Below are 14,962 nucleotides of genomic sequence, written 5' to 3'. Positions count from 1 at the left end.
GCGCCGATCGGTGAGGCGAGGACTCGTTGTTACTAAGGTGGGAACCGATGAGCGCCAACAGGTATTCCCCCTCCCCGGCCCAGGGCTCCTACGCCGCGCCGACGGCAGCCGATGCCGTGCATGCCACCCTCACGATCCCCGGCTCGAAATCGCTCACGAATCGCGAGCTCGTCATCGCTGCGATCGCCGACGGGCCGGGTCGCCTGGTCGCGCCCCTGCACTCGGACGACTCCCGCCGCATGATCGACGCCCTGCGTGCTCTCGGTGTCGGAATCGAAGAGGTCGACGCAGGCGGGGAATTCGGTCCCGATCTCGTGGTGACACCGGCCAGGCTGCGCGGCGACACGACGATCGACTGCGGCCAGGCCGGCACCGTGATGCGCTTCATCGCACCGCTCGCCGGCCTCGCCGAGCACGACGTGCATCTCACCGCGCACGAGACCGCCCTGCATCGCCCGATGGGGGGACTCATCAGCGCTCTGCGCGACCTCGGCGTCGACATCGACGACGAGGGCACCTGGTCGCTGCCCTTCACCATCCGCGGCCACGGCCGCATCCGGGGCGGGCGGGTCGAGATCGACGCCTCCGCCTCGAGCCAGTTCGTCTCCGGCCTCCTGTTGGCTGCCCCCCGGTTCGATGTCGGGCTCCACCTCGTGCACACGGGCGAGCACCTGCCGAGTCTGCCGCACATCGACATGACGATCGAGGCGCTGAGTCGTCGCGGCATCCGGATCGAGCGCCCGGCGACCGGCGAATGGCTCGTCGAGGCCGGGGTGCCGCGTGCGAAGGAGATCGCGATAGAGCCCGACCTCTCGAACGCCGCCCCCTTCCTGGGCGCGGCGCTCGTCACGGGCGGAGCCGTCGCGATCACGGGGTGGCCGGTCCACTCGACCCAGCCCGGCGCCCTGCTGCCCGAGATCCTGCAGGCGATGGGCGCGCACGTCAGTCGACACAGCGGGACTCTCACCGTGCGAGCGGGAACCGAGATCCGCGGCCTCGACCTCGATCTCTCGGCGGCGAGCGAACTGACGCCGACTCTCGTCGGACTCGCGGCGTTCGCCTCGGGGCCCACGACGATCCGCGGCATCGGACACATCCGCCTCCACGAGACCGATCGCATCGCCGCCCTGATCCGCAACCTCCGCGCCCTCGGCGGGGAGGCCGAAGAGCTCCCCGACGGCTTGCGCATCTTCCCCCGCGAACTCCGCGGGGGCACCTGGATGGCACATCACGACCACCGCATGGCCACGACGGGCGCGCTCGTCGGTCTCCGCGTGCCCGGCGTCGAGGTCGATGACATCGGGACCACGGCCAAGACCCTCCCGGAGTTCACCATCCTCTGGGAGCGGATGCTGCAGGGCGCGTCCGCGTGAGCTGGCTGGGCGACACCGACGACCTCGACGATGAGTACGAGGAGTACGACGAGAGCGACATCCGCTCGCGTCCGAATCCGAAGGCCAACCGCCCCCGTACCAAGCGTCGCCCCGCCCACGAGGACGCGCAGATCGGCCGGGTGCTCGGGGTGGACCGCGGCCGCTACACCGTGATGATCGGCGAGGACACCGCGCAAGAACGCACGATCACGGCCGCCAGGGCGCGCGAGCTCCGCCGCTCGCCCATCGTCACGGGCGACCGCGCTCGCGTCGTCGGCGACACCTCCGGCGACGAAGGCACTCTCGGCCGGATCGTCGGCATCGTCGACCGCACCTCGCTGCTCCGGCGCAGCGCCGACGACACCGACCAGGTCGAGCGCGTCATCGTCGCGAACGCCGACCAGATGCTCGTGGTGGTCGCGGCCGCCGACCCCGAGCCGCGCGAGCGCCTCGTCGACCGGTACCTCGTGGCCGCTCTCGACGCCGGCATCCGCCCTCTCCTCGTCGTCACCAAGACCGACCTCGCAGATCCCTCGCCGTTCCTCTCGCACTTCGACGGACTCGATGATCTGCGCGTCTTCACCAGCGCGCGCGACGAGATGCCCGTCGATGTCATCGGCGAGGCGCTCGTCGGTCACTCGACCGTCTTCGTCGGCCACTCGGGCGTGGGCAAGTCGACTCTCGTGAACGCCCTCGTCCCGAGCGCGCTGCGCGCCACCGGACATGTGAATCAGGTCACGGGGCGCGGGCGGCACACCTCGTCGTCGACCGTCTCGCTGCGCTACGAGAGCTCGGCCGGCAGAGGCTGGGTGATCGACACGCCCGGAGTCCGCTCGTTCGGTCTGGGGCACGTGGACCCGGCGAACATCCTGGCTGCCTTCACGGAGCTGGCAGTGATCGCCGAGCGATGCCCGAGGGGGTGCACGCACCTCCCCGACGCGCCTGACTGCGCCCTGATCGAGGCGGCCGAGCGTGGCGAACTGAGCGAGACGGGCCGGGCGCGCCTCGACTCGCTGCAGCGCCTTCTGCAGACCTTCGCAGACAAGGCCGAGCAGACACCCGGACGCTAGGCTGGAGGCGTGACTGAGCGCCTCGACACCGGAACCGCCGCCCCCGATTTCACCCTTCTCGACCAGGATGGCGCCCAGGTCTCCCTGGCGGACCTCGGCGGTCGCAAGACGGTCCTCTACTTCTACCCGGCGGCGATGACGCCCGGCTGCACCACGCAGGCCTGCGACTTCCGCGACAGCATCTCCTCCCTCGAGGGAGCCGGGTACCGCGTCGTCGGCATCTCGCGAGACGAACCGACCAAGCTCGCGGCCTTCCGGGAGCGCGACGGCCTCACCTTCGAACTCCTCAGCGATCCCGACCACGCCGTGCACAGCGCCTACGGCGCGTGGGGCGAGAAGATGAACTACGGCAAGGTCGTCGAGGGCGTCATCCGCTCCACCTTCGTGCTCGACGAAGAGGGCACGATCACTCTCGCCCAGTACAACGTGAAGGCAACCGGCCACGTCGCGCGGCTGCGCAAGCAGCTCGGCATCGACGTCTGAGCGTCACTCCGTCGGACGCGGGTTCTCGGCGCGGGCGCTCGCGAAGAGCAGCACGAATCCGAGAGCGCCGGGCAGCCCGACCGCGAGGGTGAAGAACCACTGCACGGGCTGGATCGTGAGCGACGCCAGTGCGAGTGCGACCGCGAGCACCTGGAAGACGATCCCTCCCGAGCGCGCCCATGAGCGGCCGGCATTGACGCCGAAAGCGAAGGCCACGAGCGCGGCGGCGCCGATCAGCGTCAACACGATCAACGCGAGCGCCGTGGGGAGGGAGGCGGCGGCGCCCGCCCCGAGTCCCGTCAGCTCGATGAGCGCGAACACGATCAGCGCGATCCCCTCGAGAGCGAGAACCGCGGCGGCGGCGCGAGCCAGTCCTGGTGAGCGCACGATGTCTCCTGAGAATCGAATGAGAAGCGAAGAAACCCTTGATTTCGCCGATTTCATGTAACAGAATGGATAGCGTCATGTGCTCCCACAGCGGCGTGGGGCGGGCTTCGTGCCCGCATCACAGAATGCGGGCATCCGTCCGTATCTCAACAGGGTAGCTGAACCCGAACTGCGACCCGAAATCCGAGTCGTCGCGCTGCGACGTCTCACAAGTCCCACACCGAGGAGCCCCCATGGACTGGCGCGACAAAGCCGCCTGCTTGACTGTCGACCCCGAGCTTTTCTTCCCGGTCGGTAACACCGGCCCGGCCGTCGACCAGATCGAGAAGGCGAAGACCGTCTGCGCCACCTGCACCGTCACCGAGGTCTGCCTGCAGTACGCGCTCGAGTCCAGCCAGGACTCGGGCGTCTGGGGCGGCCTCTCCGAAGACGAGCGTCGCGCTCTGAAGCGCCGCGCCGCCCGCGCCCGCCGCGCCTCCTGAGCTCTCGCGCTCCAGCGCGAACGGAAACGGCCCGAGACATCGTCTCGGGCCGTTTCGCGTGTCGGAGGTCAGGCGCTGAGCCAGCGCAGCGGGATGTCGATCACGACCTCCGTGCCTTCGCCCTCGCTCCCCCGCCAGGCGATCGAACCGCCGAGCTCGCCCTGGATCAGAGTGCGGATGATCTGCGTCCCCAGCCCCTGACCGATGCGCCCCTCGGGCAGGCCGTGACCGGTGTCGCGCACGATGACGCGCAGATTCTCCTCCGTGCGGGTGGCGTCGATCGTGACGACGCCCTCCTGGCCGGCGAGGCCGTGCTCGACGGCGTTCGTCACGACCTCCGTCAGGGCGAGGGCCAACGGAGTCGCATACTCGCTGGGGAGCACGCCGAATCGACCGGTCGACTGAGTTCGGGCGCGGGTGTTCGGCGCCGATGCAACCTCGGCGACGAGTTTCAACACGCGATGGAACACTTCGTCGAAGTCGACCTTCTGCGTCAGCCCCTGAGCGAGTGTGTCGTGCACGACGGCGATGGCGTCGACCCGGCGCATGGCCTGCGACAGCGCGTCGCGAGCCTCATCGGAGTGCGTGCGTCGCGCCTGGATGCGCAGCAGGGAGGCCACGGTCTGCAGGTTGTTCTTCACCCGGTGGTGGATCTCGCGGATCGTCGCGTCCTTCGTGATGAGCTCCTGCTCCTGGTGGCGCAGCTCCGAGACGTCTCGACAGAGCACGATCGCACCGATCCGGGTGCCGTGGTCCTTGAGCGGGATGGCACGCAGCGACACCGTCACGCCGCGCGCCTCGATGTCGGTGCGCCACGGCGCCCGCCCCGTGACGACGACGGGGAGCGATTCGTCGACCTGACGGGACGGCGGTACGAGGCGGGTGGTGACCTCGGCCAGCGACTCCCCCTCGAGCTCGTCGTCGAAGCCCATGCGATTGAACGCCGACAGGGCGTTGGGGCTCGCGAACGTCGTGATGCCGTCGACGTCGATGCGGATGAGCCCGTCGGAGGCGCGAGGCGCTCCTCGACGGGGGGACGTGGGGGCCGCGAGGTCGGGGAAGCTCCCGTCCGCGATCATGCGGAAGAGGTCGTTGGCGCACTCGTCGAAGGTGATCTGCTGGCGAGACGGCGTCCGCGCCTCGCCGAGGTTCGTGTGTCGGGTGACGACGCCGATGACGGATGCCGCGCGAGCGCCGTCCTTGCGAGAGATGACGATCGGAACGGCACGGACGCGGGTCGGAGTCTCCTCGAACCAGTCCGGCGACGAGGAGTCCACGATCTCAGCCGAGTCGAACGCCCCCTGCACCTGCGTGCGCCACTGCGGACGCACCCGTTCGCCGACGATGTCGCGATAGAACAGGGTGGCGGCACCGCTCGGGCGCGCGTGCGCGACGGCGATGAACGAGTCGTCCTCAGTCTGCACCCACACCACGATGTCGGCGGAGGCGAGATCGGCGAGCAGCTGACCGTCGCCCGCGAGGCGATGCAGCCACTCCACGTCGTTGTCGGTCAGAAGTCCCTGGGCATTGATGAGATCACTGAGGGTTGACACCCGTCCAGCCTAGAGCGCGTCCGCTCAGAGGATGGCCAGAGACGTCACACGCCATCGACGATCGAGGCCCTCCAGGCGTGCTGCGACCGCGCGAGTGCGCCCGGGCCCGGCCACCACGACGACAGCCTCGACGATGCCGTCCACGGGCTCCGAGGTGCGGATAGAGAGGATCTCGAAGGACGGCCGCGCCGGAGGGACGCCTCTGGCGCTCCGGGCGCGTGCAGAGAGGTTCGCTCGCGTCACGAGGCTGCGGTACGCGTCCTCGCTGAACCATCGTGCGAGCTGATCCACCTCGCGCACGCCCGCCAGCACCTCCAGCACACCGCGGGTGATGCTCCGCAGGAGCGGATGGGGGTCGGGCAGCTCGGTGCGCGGCGTCGGCTGGGGGCCGAAGTACTCGTGAAGCGACATCTGACAGCACTCTCCGTCCGGGAAACTGCCGTCAGTAGAGCACGTCAGCCACCCGCGATCCGGGGATGCTCCGGAACAATGTGGATAACTCGTACGTCCGGTCGGCGGGTGGCCTACGGTGGTGCGAGTGCACTGGGATCGCCTGTTCGAGGACCTCGAAGGTCAGCTCGCCTCGGAGTGGGAGAGCGAGCGCGCAGCGCTGGACGCCGAGTCGGAACGTCTCAGGATCTCGCGCCTCGACCTCCGGGACAGACTTCGGATGCTGTGCGGCGCTGCCGCCCCCACGGTCGTCGACGTCGCCTCAGGCGCGCGCATCCGGGTACGGCTGCAGACGCTCGGCGCGGATTGGGTCGCGGCGGGGATCATCGAGGCGGAGGGGGCGCGACGAGCACCGTCGACGCGAATCATCCCGCTCTCGGCGATCCGCTCGCTCGGCGTCGACCACGGCCTGCTCCTGGCGAGCCTCGAATCGATGGATACGGGTGCGGTCGCCCTCCGCGAGCGGATGTCGCTCGGGTTCGTGATGCGCGACCTCGCCCGCCGTCGCATCGCAGTCCGGATCTTCCGCGCGGACGGCTCGGAGCTGCAGGGAACGATCGACCGGGCGGGCGCCGACCACCTCGATCTCGCGATCCACGATGCAGGCACCGCCAGGACCATCTCCGCCGTGCGGGACTTCCGGGTCATTCCGTTCGCCGGCCTGGACGCCGTGCAGATCGCCGGAGATCACATGCCCTGAGCGGGCGACGTCCCCCACAGCTCGGGGAAGCTCGCCTCGTTCGCCTGGTGCCACAGCGCCATGCGACGTGCCTCCTCCGACTGCTCCGCGAGGTACTCGGACAAACTCGACTCCTCCACCCGCCACCGGGCGGGCGAGCCCAGTCGTGATCCGCGGAGTCGCCCCTGATACACGAGCTCGATCACCTCGTCGATCTCGATCGAGAGGAGCTCGGCGACCTGCGCCGGCGCGAGGAAGCGCGGTGCAGGCGGGGTCGAGTCGGGCATGCCCCCATTCTGCCCCGGGTGCGTGAGTGCGCAGACCGCGCCTCGACGCTGTGGATAACTCCCCCGCCGTCTTCCGGATCTGTGAGCATGGCCGGATGGAATCACACTCCCGCCCTCGTCGTGCGTTCTGGGGCGACGTCCGCTTCCTCATCGGCCTCTGTCTGGTCGCCCTGTCGATCGGCGGCGTCTGGTCGGTCGTGTCCGCTACCGGCGCGACGACCCCGGTGCTGCAGGCGACGCGGACGCTCGTCGAGGGCGAAGCCGTCGGGTCCGGTGACTTCCAGGTGGTGGAGGTGAACCTGTCGACGGTCGGCGGGGAGTATCTCGGGCCGCAGGATCTGATCTCCGGATCCGTCCTGGCGCGCACGCTCGTGGCGGACGAACTCGTTCCGGTCTCCGCACTCGCGGATGCCGACAGCCGCCGAACGACCACGATCGTGATCGAGACCGGCACCGGAATCCCCGGTGGCGTGACCACGGGGAGCACGGTCGAGCTCTGGAGGTCTCCGCTTCCCGAAGACGGAGCAGCGCAGGAACCGCCGAGTATCCTGTTGGACCGGGCGACCGTCGCCTCCGTGATCGTGGACGACGGAGTGCTGGCGTCCGACGAGGCGGGGGTCGAGCTGGTCATCGACCGGTCCGAGGTCGCCGCAGTCCTCGCGGCCATCACCGCAGAGGCGGCGCTGTCGGTCGTTCCGATCGGGGCGGAGGAGTGACGTCGGTCGTCGTCGCGCTGCCCGAACCGCGTGCGACCGAACTGGTCGCGGAGCTGAACCTCGAGGGCGTCGCGGCGGTCGCCGCGCCGGCGGGTGGCCCAGCGGTGTTCCCTGACGGATGCCGCGCCATCATCGTCCCCGCCGCACGCGATGTGCTGACACCGGAGTTCGTGACCGCCTGCGACCGCGCCGGCGTGCGGATCGTTCCCCTCGGCGGACGGGAGACCAGAGCGCTCGGGCGCTTCGGGCTCGCTGCGGCTCTGCCGAGTACGGCGAGCGGCTGGGAGATCGCGGCGACGCTCCTCGACGAACCGGCCGCTCTCGAACCTGACCCGGACGTGCGATCGCCCCGGGTGATCGCTGTCTGGGGGCCCCAGGGCGCCCCCGGCCGCTCCACCGTCGCCATCCAACTCGCCGTCGAGCTCGCCCGCCGCGGTCGCAGGACCGCACTCATCGACGCCGACACGGTGGCGCCCTCGATGGCGCTTCTGCTCGGTCTCGGGGATGAGTCGCCGGGCATCGCCGCCGCGTGTCGACGCGCCGAGATGGGCGCGTTGGACGACGCGGAACTCACCAGACTCGCCATCCCCCTCACGACGAGCGGGGGCACGATCGACGTCCTCACGGGTGTCGGTCGGCCCGGCCGGTGGGCTGAGGTCTCGTCAGCCCGGCTTCAGGCGGCGCTGACCGCGAGCCGCACCTGGGCAGAGGAGAGCGTCGTCGACGTCTCCGGCGCCTTCGACGCGGATGACGAGGCCACGTTCGATATCGCCGGTCCGCGTCGACACGCAGCGACGGTGACCGCGCTCGCGGAAGCAGACCTCGTGCTCGCGGTCGTCGCCGCCGATCCGCTGGGCATCGGCAGATTCGTCCGTGACAACGCCGAGCTGCGGCGGATCGCGAGCGGGGCGAGAGTCCGCGTCATCGTGAACAAGGTGCGTCCCGGCCCGCTCGGCCTCGACGCGCGGGGGCAGATCCGCGCCACGCTCGACCGTTTCGCCGGCGTCACGGACGTCGCGTTCCTGCCGTTCGATCAGCGAGCGACGGACGCCGCACTGCTGCACGCAAGGCCGATCGCCGACGTCGCCCCACGTTCCTCACTGGTCTCGGCCGTACGCCGCCTCGCAGCCGAGCTCGACCGCGAGGGTGGCGGCGGCGCTACTGTCGGTAGCTCGAGAGGAAGTTCCCGAGGCGCTCGACGGCTTCTGCGAGGACGCGGGGCTCCGGAAGCGTGACGATCCGCAGGTGGTCGGGGGTGGGCCAGTTGAAGCCGGTCCCCTGCACCAGCAGGATGTGCTCCGACACGAGCAGATCGTAGACGAGCTTCGCGTCGTCGCGGATCTCGTGCACCTCAGGGTCCAGCCGCGGGAACGCGTACAGCGCTCCCTGCGGCTTGACGCACGAGACCCCGGGGATGGCTTCGAGCCCTTGCCACGAGACGTCGCGCTGTTCGTGCAGACGCCCTGTGGGCGCGATCAGGGCATCGATCGACTGCACTCCGCTGAGCGCCGCCTGAAGCGCGTGCTGTGCCGGGACGTTCGGGCACAGTCGAGTCGACGCGAGGAGGTTGATCCCCTCGAGGAACCCCTTGGCATGTCTCTGCGGCCCGGTGATGACGAGCCAGCCCGAGCGGTAGCCGGCGACCCGGTAGGTCTTGGAAAGCCCGTTGAATGTCAGGCAGAGCAGGTCGGGCGCCACCGTCGCCGTCGGGATGTGCACGGCATCGTCGAAGAGGATGCGGTCGTAGATCTCGTCCGAGAGCAGGAGCAGCTCATGCTCTCGCGCGATCTGCACCATTCCCTCGAGGATCTCGCGCGAATACACGACACCCGTGGGGTTGTTCGGGTTGATGATGACCATCGCCTTGGTGCGCGGCGTGATCTTCGATCGGATGTCTTCGAGATCGGGCTGCCACCCGTCGTTCTCGTCGCACAGATAGTGCACAGGCGTGCCGCCCGCGAGACTCGTCATCGCGGTCCACAGAGGGTAGTCGGGTGCAGGGATCAGAACCTCGTCTCCCTCATCGAGGAGCGCCTGCATCGTCATGGTGATGAGCTCGGACACGCCGTTGCCCAGGAACACGTCCTCCGGATCGAAGCGCGGGAAGCCCTCGATCTCCTCGTATCGACTCACCACAGCGCGGCGGGCGGAGACGATGCCCTTGCTGTCGCTGTAGCCGTGGGCCGTCGGGAGGGCAGCCAGCATGTCGTGGACGATCTGGTGCGGCGCCTCGAAGCCGAAGATCGCCGGATTGCCGGTGTTGAGCTTGAGGATCCGGTGGCCCTCTGCCTCCAGTCGCGCCGCCTCGACGAGCGTGTTCCCACGGATCTCGTACAGGACGTTCTTGAGCTTCGACGACTGGTCGAAGTGGCGCGATGGTGTCATCGGCCAAGCCTACAGCGACGAGAGGAGGGCCAATCCTCGCGGACTGGCCCTCCTCATCGCGGCGGTATCGGCCGCCTCCTACTTCTTCTTCTTGGCCTGCGCCCGACGTTCTTCGCGATTGCCGGCGGCCTGTGCGGGCGCCGCGTCCGTCCGCTGTCCGAAGGCGCCGCGGGGGGCCTCCTCAACCGGAGCCTCCGGCGCAGGAGCCTGCGCGCGCGCGGCAGCCTGGCGCAGGCGATCCGTGGCGGCCTGCTGCACCTGCCCGCGATCGTTGCGCACCTCGACCTCGCCGGCGTCGTTCGCGGCGGAGTACTCGAGACGCTGTTCGGCCGCGCCGTCGGCGAGCCCCTTGGCCTCGACCTCGGCGGTCTCGGAGTCGCCCGCACGGCGCACCTCCACCTCGAGGTTGTAGAGGTACCCGACCGACTCCTCCTTGATCTGGCCCATCATCGACTGGAACATCGCGTACCCCTCGCGCTGATACTCGATCAGCGGGTCCCGCTGTGCCATGGCGCGGAGGCCGATGCCGTCCTTGAGGTAGTCCATCTCGTACAGGTGGTCGCGCCAGCGACGGTCGAGGACCTGCAACACCACGCGCCGCTCGAGCTCGCGGGTCGCTGCGTCGCCGAGCGACTCCTCGCGCCCCTCGTACGCGATCTTCGCGTCCGACAGCAGTTCGCGCGTGAGTCCGTCGGCGGTGATGCCGCCCTTGCGTCCGGCTGCCTCCGACACGACCTCGTCGATGGTCACGCTGACCGGGTAGAGCGTCTTGAGCTCTGTCCAGAGTGCATCGAAGTCCCAGCTCTCGTTGTGACCCTCACCCGTGTGGTCGCGAACCACGCCGCTGATCGCATCCTCGATGAAGTGCTGCACACGGTCGGCGATGTCGTCGCCCTGGAGGATGTGACGACGGTCGGCGTAGATCGCCTCGCGCTGACGGTTGAGCACGTCGTCGTACTTGAGCACGTTCTTGCGCATCTCCGCGTTACGGGCTTCGACCTGCGACTGCGCGCTGCGGATGGCGCGCGAGACGAGGCCGGACTCGATCGGGACGTCGTCGGGGAAGTTCGTGCGCGACAGGATCGCCTCGGCCGCTCCCGACTGGAACAGGCGCATGAGGTCATCTGTGAGGCTCAGGTAGAAGCGGCTCTCACCGGGGTCGCCCTGACGACCGGAGCGACCGCGGAGCTGGTTGTCGATGCGCCGCGATTCGTGTCGCTCGGTACCCAGCACGTAGAGACCGCCGGCTTCGATGACCTTCTCGGCCTCCTCGGTCACGACGGCCTTCATCGACTCGTAGGTCTCGTCCCACGCGACCTCGTACTCGTCGGGCGTCTCGACCGGGTCGAGACCCTTGCCCTTGAGCTCCTGCACGGCGAGGAACTCCGCGTTGCCGCCGAGCATGATGTCGGTACCGCGGCCGGCCATGTTCGTGGCGACCGTGACCGCTCCGAGGCGACCGGCGCGGGCGACGATCTCGGCCTCGCGCGCGTGATTCTTGGCGTTCAGCACCTCGTGCTTCACACCCTTCTTCGCGAGCAGTCGCGACAGGTACTCGCTCTTCTCGACGCTCGTGGTTCCGACGAGCACCGGCTGGCCGCTCGCGTGGCGCTCGGCGATGTCCTCCACGACCTGCGCGAACTTGGCCGTCTCGTTCTTGTAGACGAGGTCGGACTGATCTTTACGGACCATCGGCTTGTTGGTCGGGATCGGGATCACGCCGAGCTTGTACGTCGACATGAACTCCGCCGCCTCGGTCTCGGCGGTACCGGTCATCCCGGCGAGCTTGTCGTAGAGGCGGAAGTAGTTCTGCAGGGTGACCGTGGCCAGGGTCTGATTCTCAGCCTTGACCGGCACACCCTCCTTGGCCTCGATCGCCTGGTGGATGCCCTCGTTGTAGCGGCGGCCGACAAGGATTCGACCGGTGTGCTCGTCGACGATCATCACCTCGTCGTTCATCACGACGTAATCGGTGTCCTTCTTGAACAGGGCGAGCGCCTTGATCGAGTTGTTAAGGAAGGAGATCAGCGGCGTGTTCGCCGACTCGTAGAGGTTGTCGATACCGAGGTAGTCCTCGACCTTCTCGATGCCGGGCTCGAGCACCCCGACGGTGCGCTTCTTCTCGTCGACCTCGTAGTCCTCGCCAGCCTCGAGGGTGCGGGCGATCTTCGCGAACTCGGCGAACCAGCGGTTGGCCTCCCCCGAGGACGGACCGGAGATGATGAGCGGGGTCCTGGCCTCGTCGATGAGGATCGAGTCGACCTCGTCGACGATCGCGAAGAAGTGCTCGCGCTGAACGAGGTCTTCCTTGCGCCACGCCATGTTGTCGCGGAGGTAGTCGAAGCCGAACTCGTTGTTGGTGCCGTAGGTGATGTCGCACGCATACTGCTCGCGCCGGACGGCCGGGGTCTGACCGGAGACGATGATGCCCGTGCTCATTCCCAGCGCACGGTAGACGCGCCCCATCAGCTCGGCCTGGTAGCTCGCGAGGAAGTCGTTCACGGTGATCACGTGAACTCCTTCGCCGGCGATGGCGTTGAGGTACGCGGGGAACGTCGCGACGAGGGTCTTTCCCTCACCGGTCTTCATCTCGGCGATGTTGCCCAGATGCAGGGCCGCCCCGCCCATGATCTGCACGTCGTAGGCGCGCATGCCGAGCGTACGGCGAGCCGCCTCGCGCACCGCGGCGAAGGCCTCCGGCATGAGCTGGTCGAGCGTCTCACCCTTCTCATACCGGGCGCGGAGCTCGACAGTCTCGTTGCGCAGCTCGTCGTCGGTGAGCTTGGAGATGTCCTCTTCCAGCGCGTTCACGGCCTTCACGACCTGGTTCAGACGACGGATGACCCGCCCTTCACCGGCGCGCAGCAGCTTCTCAAGAGGATTGGCCACAGATGTCATCTCCCTGTCGATGGGTCCCGCGCCGCCGCACATCGGCGCGCGCAAGGCATACCTTGTCATGTTACAAGCCCGTGACCTGCACGTCGCCTGCATGGCGCGCGGGGGACGCGTTTCCCGGTATGTATATTGGTCGCGAGCCCAGGAGGTCCCATGTCAGTGCGTCAGAGCCTGCTCGCGATCCTCGCGCAGGGTCCGTGTTACGGCTATCAGCTGCGCCACGAGTTCGTCAGGCGCACCGGGTCGGTCTGGCCGCTCAACGTGGGGCAGATCTACAACACCCTCGAGCGTCTGGAGCGTGACGGGCTGGTGCGCCGCGACGGCGCCGACGCGCAGGGGCACGTCTACTGGGAGATCACCTCGCCAGGTCTCGCCGAGGTCGATCTGTGGCTCTCCCGCGCGGTGGAGCGCACCCTCGCCCCGCGAGACGAGGTCGCCATCAAGATCGCTCTCGCCGCGACCCTGCCGGGGGCGGACGCCGCCGCTGTCATCGACGAGGAGCGCGCCGCCGCCGAGGGCCGCCTGGCCGAACTGCGCATGATGCGCGCGTCGAGGGATGAGGCAGGGCCTGAGGGTCTCGCGCACTCGCTCGTTCTCGACTCGCTGATCTTCTCCGCCGAGGCGGAGTCGCAGTGGCTCGAACACGCGCGCACCCGCCTCGGCGAGCATCCCGATCACGGGCTGGCACTGGCCCTCGACGTCGACCGGCCCAAGCGCGGCCGCCCCGCACGAGCCGGGAGTGCCGCGCTCGTGTGATGCCCGTTCGCCTCAAGCGGATGCACAGCCACCGTCATCACCCGGGAAACTAGGATCGTGTCATGGCTGGTATTTGGGGCAGACGCAAGCGCGAACAGGAAGAACTCGCCGCACAGGATGCCGATCTGGCACGTCGCGCCGAGCAGGCTCTCGTCGCGGCCGACGAGCGCATCCGCACGACGTCCGACGAGCTGGTGTTCGCCGAAGCCGAGTTGGGCGACTCCCTCACCGGAGACCTCCGCGCAGCCCTCGCCGCCGTGCGCACACACCTGCGCGAGGCGTTCCAACTCCACCAGCTCAACCACGACGAGATCCCCGACACCGCCGAAGAGCTCCGCACCCGCAACGCGCGCATCGTCCAGCTGTGCGACTGGGCCCAGGATCTGCTCGACGAGAAGACGTCGGATCTCGCGGAATCGGTCGCGAAGGTCCGACGGGCTCCCGAGGTCATCGCTCAGGTGCGCGCGGACGCCGCCGCGCTGAGCGAACGCATCCCGCAGACGAATGCGACGGTCGCGCGTCTGTCGAGCCGCTACTCGGACTCCGCCATGCACCACATCACCGCGAGCGCCGCCGAGGCGGAACAGTTGATCGCCTTCGCGACGCACGGTGCGGACGTCTCCGAACGACGCCGTGAGGCGAAGCAGAACGAGGAAGCCAACCTCGCGCTCGAGACCGCGACGGAGGCGACCCGCCGGGCCTCCGCGCTCCTCGATGCCGTGGAGGACTTCGAGATCGAAGCGCTCCGTGCTGAGTCGACTCTCGCCGAGGTCGTCGCCGACTCCCGATCCGACCTCATCGCCGCCCGTACGGCGCCGCAGGTACCGGCCGTCGCCACCGCGGTGAGCGACCTGCAGAACGCCCTCAGCGCCCTCTCCCCCGCTGGCTCCCCCGGCGATCCGTTCGCGGAGCTCTCGCAGCTGCGTGCGGCGAACACCGCGCTCGACGACGCCATCGCCACCGCACGTCACCGCGTCGAGCACCCTCTCCCGAGCATCCAGCAGGTGCAGCACGCCGTCGATGACGCCGATCGGCAGCTCGGCGTCGCTCGCGGCCTGATCGCCGGTCATCGCGGCTGGATCGGCGCGGATGCCCGCACGCGGCTCGCCGAGGCGGAGCGTCTGCGCGTCGATCTCTCCGACCTCATGCCCGCGGAGGAGACCAGGGAGCAGGCTCTCGCCAGCGCCCGTCGCGTCGCGCACCTCGCATCCGAGGCGCTGCAGCTCGCGCAGCGGGATATCGACTCCTCGCGCCCTCAGGACCAGTGGGGCGGCAACGGATGGGGCGGTGGCGGCGGCTGGGGCGGCGGTCGCCGTGGCGGCGGGGGCGGGGACATCGCGTCCGGCATCCTCGGCGGTCTGGTCATCGGCAGCCTGCTCGACGGCATGTTCGACTGACCGAGCTCTCCCCCACGCAGACGACGGCCCGCTCCTTCCGGAGCGGGCC

General features: G+C 69.0%; 15 protein-coding genes. 9 read left to right on the top strand and 6 right to left on the bottom strand.

What is annotated here, in order from left to right; genetic code table 11:
* Window positions 1-47: 47 nt before the first annotated feature.
* The 3 genes from aroA to bcp are packed head-to-tail and all read left to right on the top strand — an operon-like array spanning window position 48 to window position 2,926.
* On the top strand, window positions 48-1,373 hold the full coding sequence (gene aroA / locus FSY98_RS14030; protein ID WP_144877258.1) for a 3-phosphoshikimate 1-carboxyvinyltransferase: 1,326 nt from the start codon (window positions 48-50) through the stop codon (window positions 1,371-1,373).
* Window positions 1,370-2,443: a ribosome small subunit-dependent GTPase A gene (gene rsgA / locus FSY98_RS14025; protein ID WP_144877257.1), complete on the top strand. Its 1,074-nt coding sequence runs from the start codon at window positions 1,370-1,372 to the stop codon at window positions 2,441-2,443. The genes aroA and rsgA overlap by 4 nt, the downstream gene beginning before the upstream one ends.
* A gap of 9 nt (window positions 2,444-2,452) precedes the next feature.
* On the top strand, window positions 2,453-2,926 hold the full coding sequence (bcp, locus tag FSY98_RS14020; protein ID WP_144877256.1) for a thioredoxin-dependent thiol peroxidase: 474 nt from the start codon (window positions 2,453-2,455) through the stop codon (window positions 2,924-2,926).
* 3 nt (window positions 2,927-2,929) lie between these two features.
* Here bcp and FSY98_RS14015 read toward each other — a convergent pair whose 3' ends face one another.
* Window positions 2,930-3,313: a hypothetical protein gene (locus tag FSY98_RS14015; protein WP_144877255.1), complete on the bottom strand. Its 384-nt coding sequence runs from the start codon at window positions 3,311-3,313 to the stop codon at window positions 2,930-2,932.
* A 233-nt stretch (window positions 3,314-3,546) separates the two neighbouring features.
* On the opposite strand from FSY98_RS14015, the gene FSY98_RS14010 reads away from it, so the two are divergent.
* Window positions 3,547-3,795 (top strand): WhiB family transcriptional regulator, encoded by a 249-nt coding sequence (locus FSY98_RS14010; protein WP_036277523.1) that lies wholly within the window; start codon window positions 3,547-3,549, stop codon window positions 3,793-3,795.
* A 68-nt stretch (window positions 3,796-3,863) separates the two neighbouring features.
* Here FSY98_RS14010 and FSY98_RS14005 read toward each other — a convergent pair whose 3' ends face one another.
* Window positions 3,864-5,348, bottom strand: coding sequence for a sensor histidine kinase (locus FSY98_RS14005; protein ID WP_144877254.1), 1,485 nt, complete (start codon window positions 5,346-5,348; stop codon window positions 3,864-3,866).
* Window positions 5,349-5,372: 24 nt separating this feature from the next.
* Window positions 5,373-5,759: an Rv3235 family protein gene (locus tag FSY98_RS14000; RefSeq protein WP_144877253.1), complete on the bottom strand. Its 387-nt coding sequence runs from the start codon at window positions 5,757-5,759 to the stop codon at window positions 5,373-5,375.
* 127 nt (window positions 5,760-5,886) lie between these two features.
* Between FSY98_RS14000 and FSY98_RS13995 the strand changes: the two genes are divergently transcribed.
* On the top strand, window positions 5,887-6,498 hold the full coding sequence (locus tag FSY98_RS13995) for a hypothetical protein (RefSeq protein WP_144877252.1): 612 nt from the start codon (window positions 5,887-5,889) through the stop codon (window positions 6,496-6,498).
* On the opposite strand, the gene FSY98_RS13990 is transcribed toward FSY98_RS13995, so the two are convergent.
* A complete protein-coding gene (locus FSY98_RS13990) occupies window positions 6,486-6,764 on the bottom strand; it encodes a helix-turn-helix domain-containing protein (protein WP_144877251.1) in 279 nt (92 codons plus the stop codon). The two genes, FSY98_RS13995 and FSY98_RS13990, sit on opposite strands and share 13 nt — an antisense overlap.
* A 95-nt stretch (window positions 6,765-6,859) precedes the next feature.
* Between FSY98_RS13990 and FSY98_RS13985 the strand changes: the two genes are divergently transcribed.
* Complete coding sequence (locus tag FSY98_RS13985; RefSeq protein WP_144877250.1) at window positions 6,860-7,480, top strand: flagella basal body P-ring formation protein FlgA; 621 nt, start codon at window positions 6,860-6,862, stop codon at window positions 7,478-7,480.
* The gene (locus FSY98_RS13980; RefSeq protein ID WP_144877249.1) at window positions 7,477-8,715 is read left to right on the top strand and encodes a P-loop NTPase; all 1,239 of its coding nucleotides are present in this window, start codon (window positions 7,477-7,479) and stop codon (window positions 8,713-8,715) included. Before FSY98_RS13985 ends, FSY98_RS13980 begins: the two co-directional genes overlap by 4 nt.
* On the opposite strand, the gene FSY98_RS13975 is transcribed toward FSY98_RS13980, so the two are convergent.
* The gene (locus FSY98_RS13975) at window positions 8,639-9,865 is read right to left on the bottom strand and encodes a pyridoxal phosphate-dependent aminotransferase (RefSeq protein WP_144877248.1); all 1,227 of its coding nucleotides are present in this window, start codon (window positions 9,863-9,865) and stop codon (window positions 8,639-8,641) included. The two genes, FSY98_RS13980 and FSY98_RS13975, sit on opposite strands and share 77 nt — an antisense overlap.
* A 78-nt stretch (window positions 9,866-9,943) precedes the next feature.
* On the bottom strand, window positions 9,944-12,754 hold the full coding sequence (secA, locus tag FSY98_RS13970; RefSeq protein ID WP_144877247.1) for a preprotein translocase subunit SecA: 2,811 nt from the start codon (window positions 12,752-12,754) through the stop codon (window positions 9,944-9,946).
* Between the two features lie 159 nt (window positions 12,755-12,913).
* Between secA and FSY98_RS13965 the strand changes: the two genes are divergently transcribed.
* Window positions 12,914-13,516, top strand: coding sequence for a PadR family transcriptional regulator (locus FSY98_RS13965; protein WP_144877246.1), 603 nt, complete (start codon window positions 12,914-12,916; stop codon window positions 13,514-13,516).
* A 62-nt stretch (window positions 13,517-13,578) separates the two neighbouring features.
* Complete coding sequence (locus FSY98_RS13960) at window positions 13,579-14,913, top strand: hypothetical protein (protein ID WP_144877245.1); 1,335 nt, start codon at window positions 13,579-13,581, stop codon at window positions 14,911-14,913.
* The last annotated feature ends 49 nt before the right edge of the window (window positions 14,914-14,962 follow it).

Source organism: Microbacterium sp. 1.5R, from assembly GCF_007667425.1.
In the GTDB taxonomy this organism is placed as follows: Bacteria; Actinomycetota; Actinomycetes; order Actinomycetales; family Microbacteriaceae; genus Microbacterium.
The sequence above is the reverse complement of the archived record's forward strand: the minus strand, read 5'-3'. Positions and strand labels throughout refer to the sequence as shown.